Genomic DNA, 5,028 nt, shown 5'->3' on the forward strand with positions numbered 1-5,028 from the left:
CTGCCGGGCTTCATACGCCGCGGGAGGCGGCGGGGGAGGCGGCGGCGGGGGCGGCGGCGGGGGCGGCGGCGGGGGAGGCGGGGGCGGGGCGGCCGGCGAAGCGAAGGAGTAACGCAGGCCGACGGTCACCGAATGGTCGCGATAGTCGCCAGAGAACACGCCCGGCTGAACCGAGGCGCTGCCGGCCGAAGCGAAGTCCAGGTCCGAGCCGCCGAGATAGCGGTAGGTCATGTCGACGTCGAGACGATCGGTCGCCCGCCAGGCCAGGCCGGCGATCGCCTGATAGGCCAGGGCCGTATCATCGTCGTCGATCGATAGGTTCTGGATCGCCGGGTTGGTGGCCGTGAACGGGCCAGGCATGGTGGCGAACTGGCCAGTCATGTCCATCTTGACGTGATTGATGCCGACGCCGACGCCGATGAACGGATTGATCACCGCACCAGGCGCGATGTCATAGATGACATTGCCCATGAGGGTCCAAGCTTCGACGTCGCCGTTGGGCGAGCCGCAGTTCGGAGCCGCCGCGGTGCGAACCACGCCGGGGGTGCAGAGACCGCCCAGGGGCGCGCCACGAACGCTGGAGATGTCGCCGGGGCGATAGCCGCCCTCGAGTTCGACGCGCCAGTTGGGGTTCAGCCGATAGCCGAGACGGGCGAAGCCGGCCCAGTCATCATCCTGGGTGATGTCCCAGTTGAAGGGTGCGCCGCCGGGGCCATTGTTGGAAGATTCGGCTTCGAAGCCCTCGGGCCAATGATAGCCGAGATCCATGGCGCCGTACCAGCCGGCGTCTTGAGCAGACGCGCCAGACGCGGCGAAAACCGCAGCCATTGCTGCCCCTGCCAGGAGTTTGAATTTCATATTTGAGCCCTCTTCATGCCCTCTGCTGCGGCCATATGACCCAGCATCGTTATAGCAAGCCCGGTGCATTGCGAAAGTGTCGCCAGAGCAACACTCTTGCTCAATCACCCGGCCAATTGGTCGAAATTCGCGAGAATTCTTAGGTCGTCCCCCTCCCTTGGCCCCAAACCGGCACATCATCCGCTCTTCGCGGCGATGTTTAGGGGTTCTCGCCACCCCTCCCGGCCTATCGGCCAATACTAACCAGCACACCGACATCCACGAGGACTCTCCTCCCGGACTTCACTCGGGCGCCGTGCGGATAGGGGCTGGCCAAGCCAGAGCCTACCGCCACGCTTATGGCGCCGGGCACTGAACGCCAGCTTACGGAAGAGGTTCCGAAAAAATCCTCCGCCGTGAGATTTTCTGTCGGCGCGCCGCAGCGAGGCCCGATGGTGCAGCCCATCGGCGAAATACGCAATCGGCTTCCCTCAAAAGTGGCGTTTTTCGGGGTTAAACCTTGTCGTTGGCGCGGCTGCGTCGCCGCCCGCCCAAGGCGTCAGGGCGGTTGAGATCCTGCCGATACTCGTCCCGCCGCTCATGGATCGAGGCGATCACCAGCCCCATGGGCACGCCAATCTCCACCAGGACGGTCTCGGACAACTGCAGGCTGGCCTCGACGGTCTCGGGCACCGCGTCGGTGGCGCCCATCTCATAGAGGCGCTTGGCGTGGCGCGCGTCCCGGGCCCGGGCGACAATTACGAGGTCGGGGCGCAGTCGCCTGGCCACCGAGACCACGGTCTCGGCGCCTTCGGGGTCATCCATGGTCACCACCAGGGCGCTGGCCTCCCCCAGGCCGCAGCGGTTGAGGAACTCCGGACGGGAGGCGTCGCCGAAGAAGCAGGGGCGGCCCGAGCGCCGGGCCTGCTCCACCAGCCGCGAATCCCGCTCGGCCGAAACCCAGGCCGCGCCGTGGCGGCTGAGCATGTCGCCCACCAGCTGGCCCACCCGCCCATAGCCGACGATGAGCACTGACGGCGCGCCCTCCCGGGCGCTTGGGGCCTCATCCATGGCCGGCGCCGGCTCACGCCGCGCCAGGCGCTGGCCCAGCCAGGCGAGCACCGGCACCAGGGCCATGGTGAGGGTGGCGGCCACCATGACGGACTGACCTGTCTGAAGCGACACCACCCCGAGGCCGGCGGCCTGGTTGATGATGACGAAGGCGAATTCCCCGCCCGCCGCCAGGGGCAGGGCGACCTCGGCCGCCGCCAGGGGCGGCAGGCGGCTCATCCGCGCCAGGACGAAGATCACCGCCCCCTTGGCCAGCAGCAGCCCCGCCGCCAGGCCCAGAACCTCCAGCGGCCGGGCCGCCAGCAGGGAGAGGTTGAGCCCGATGCCCACCGACAGGAAAAACAGGCCGAGCAGCAGGCCCTTGAAGGGCTCGATGGTCACCTCGACCTCGTGGCGGAATTCTGTCTCCGCCAGCAACAGGCCCGCCACAAAGGCGCCCAGCGCCATGGACAGGCCCGTCAGGGCGCTGACCAGCCCCGCCCCGATGACCACCAGCAGGCAGGCGGCCATGAACAGCTCTTCGCTCTTGGCCCGCGCCACCGAGCGCAGCAGGGGCCGCAGCAGGAGCCGGCCGAACGCCACCAGGCCGATCATGCCCAGCATGGCCGGGGCGAAGGTCAGCAGCAGGCGAGGCGAGAGTTCCTCGCCGCCCCGGGCGCCCAGGACAGCCAAGGTGATCAGGATCGGCGCCACCGCCAGGTCTTGAAACAGCAGGATCGCAAAGGTCGCCCGCCCCGTGGTCGAATGGTGCCGCCGCTGCTCGATCAGCACCGGCATGACGATCGCCGTGGAGGACAGGGCCAGCGCCGCGCCGATGGCGGCGGCCGGCGCAACATCCATGCCCAAGAGCATGGCCAGCCCCGTCAGCACGCCCATGGTGACGCCCACCTGGGCGGCGCCCAGCCCGAAGACCAGCTTGCGCATGAGCCGCAGCCGCTCCCACGACAGCTCCAGCCCGATCATGAACAGCAGGAAGACGACCCCCAGTTCGGCGAGCTGGGCGATGTCCTCGGGATTGTCGACGGTGAAGTAGGAAACCCAGGGCGCCAACTCCCCCAGCCGGGCGAGGCCAAAGGGGCCGAGCGCCACGCCCGCCAGGATAAAGCCCAGGATCGGGCTGATCTTCCAGCGGCGGAAGAGCGGCACCACGACGCCGGCCGTGGCCAGGAACAGGACGATATCCTTATAGCCGTCCGTCGCGCCGTGGCCGTCCATGCTATATCTCGCCCCCGTTTGCGCGGAGTATGGCAGGCCCCGCCGCGCAGGCGAACTGTTCGGCGCCCCGCCCGGGATCCTTGCCTGACAACGGTTGGGCGGCGTTGACTTCGCGCAGGCCCGTCCTCTTTATGCGCCACATATTTTGATAATGGAGGACGCCCCTATGGAGGTTTGGAATTACGCCAACCTGTGGGAATCGGTCGCGCGCGCCACGCCGGACCGCCCAGCCCTGATCCACGGTGACAAGATTTTCGCCTGGAAAGACTTCGACGCCCGCGCCAACGCCCTAGGCCGGCGCATGGTCGAAAAGGGGCTGACCCACCAGTCCAAGGTCGCCGCCTACCTCTATAACGGCCCGGAATATATCGAGACCTACTACGCCGCCTTCAAGGCCGGCCTCGTCCCCTTCAACACCAACTATCGCTACAGCGGCGACGAGCTGGTCTATCTGTTCGACAACGCCGACGCCGAGGCCGTGGTGTTTCACGCCTCCTTCGCCGAAACCGCCGCCTCGGTCCGGGACCGGCTGCCCAAGGTGAAGGTCTGGATCGCCGTCGCCGAAGACGGCTTCCCGGTTCCCGACTGGGCCGAGGACTATGACGCCATCGTCGCCGGCGACGGCGCGCGCTTCGAGGCCTCGTGGGGTCGATCGGCCGACGACCTTCTCTTCATGTATACCGGCGGCACCACGGGCATGCCCAAGGGCGTGATGTGGCGCCAGGAAGACCTGTTCAAGGGTCTCGGCGGCGGGGCCAACCTGCTGCAGGGCCTGCCCCCGCTTGAGACTGTCGAAGAGGCCGGCGTCCGCGCCAAGGCCAATGCGGCGTCGGCCGAGCCCCAGGCGATCACCATTCCGGTGGCCCCCCTGATGCACGCCACCGGCCAGTTCATCTCGTTCGGTCAGCTGATCAGCGGCGGCGCCATCGCCACCCTGCCCTCCCGCAAGTTCGATCCGGCTGTCCTGTTCGACGAGGTCGAGCGCCTGGACGTCAGTGGGCTGATCATCGTCGGCCTGGCCTTCGCCGCCCCGATGCTGGAATGCCTGGAGGCCAATCCCGGCCGCTGGACCATGCCCAGCCTCAAGCGGATCGTCTCCTCGGGCACCATGTGGTCCGCGGAGAACAAGCAGGGCCTGCTCAAGCACCTGCCCAGCATCATGCTGATGGACAGCCTGGGCTCGTCCGAAGCCCTCGGCCTCGCCTCCTCGGCGTCGGGCGGCGGCGTCTCGGCGGCGACGGCCAAGTTCGCCACCGGCCCCAATGCTGCGGTCTTCACGGAGGACGGCCGCCGGGTGGCGCCGGGCTCGGGCGAGCGCGGCCTGGTGGCGGTCGGCGGCCACACCCCGCTCGGCTATTACAAGGACGAGGAGAAGTCGGCCAAGACCTTCCGCATCTTCGAAGGCCAGCGCTGGTCGGTGCCGGGCGATTGGGCCACGGTGGAGGCCGACGGCGCCATCACCCTGCTGGGCCGCGGCAGCCAGGTGATCAACACCGGCGGCGAAAAGGTCTTCCCCGAAGAGGTGGAAGAGGCCCTCAAGCGCTTCCCAGGCGTGCGTGACGCCGCCGTGGTCGGCCTGCCCGATCCGCGGTTCGGCGAGCGGATCTGCGCAGTGGTGGATGTGGCCGGCGGCGCCGAGCCCTCCCTCGCCGACCTGCAGGCCCACGTGAAGACCAACCTGGCCGACTACAAGGTTCCCCGGGACCTGGTGTTCGCGCCTGTGGTCCGCGCGCCGAACGGCAAGCTCGACTACAAGGCGGTTCGCGCCCAGGCCCAGGAGGCGCTGGGGGCCAAGGCCTAGAGCGCGTTCCGATAAGTGGGAACCGGTTATCGGAACGATACGCGCTCAAGACTTGGAGTTTAGAGCCTGATTCAACGATCAGACGATTCCGTCTGATCGCATCA

The 5,028-nt window shown here is 68.0% G+C and carries 3 protein-coding genes; 1 reads left to right on the plus strand and 2 read right to left on the minus strand.

The genetic code is table 11. The features are described 5' to 3' along the window. A partial coding sequence (locus Q7S93_RS10450; RefSeq protein ID WP_304713832.1) for an outer membrane protein occupies positions 1-828 on the minus strand: 828 nt, incomplete at its 3' end. 522 nt (positions 829-1,350) lie between these two features. Beyond that, positions 1,351-3,123 (minus strand): cation:proton antiporter domain-containing protein, encoded by a 1,773-nt coding sequence (locus Q7S93_RS10455; protein WP_304713833.1) that lies wholly within the window; start codon positions 3,121-3,123, stop codon positions 1,351-1,353. Positions 3,124-3,289: 166 nt separating this feature from the next. On the opposite strand from Q7S93_RS10455, the gene Q7S93_RS10460 reads away from it, so the two are divergent. Next, positions 3,290-4,924, plus strand: a complete 1,635-nt coding sequence (locus tag Q7S93_RS10460) for an acyl-CoA synthetase (RefSeq protein ID WP_304713834.1) — start codon at positions 3,290-3,292, stop codon at positions 4,922-4,924. Positions 4,925-5,028 lie beyond the last annotated feature (104 nt).

The sequence above is a fragment of the Phenylobacterium sp. genome (assembly GCF_030646615.1).
Lineage (GTDB): Bacteria > Pseudomonadota > Alphaproteobacteria > Caulobacterales > Caulobacteraceae > Phenylobacterium.

Bases quoted from the DNA above. Each gene is read 5' to 3' on its own strand.
- Q7S93_RS10455 (WP_304713833.1), bottom strand. From the start codon at position 3,123: ATGGACGGCCACGGCGCGACGGACGGCTATAAGGATATCGTCCTGTTC.
- Q7S93_RS10460 (WP_304713834.1), top strand. From the start codon at position 3,290: ATGGAGGTTTGGAATTACGCCAACCTGTGGGAATCGGTCGCGCGCGCC.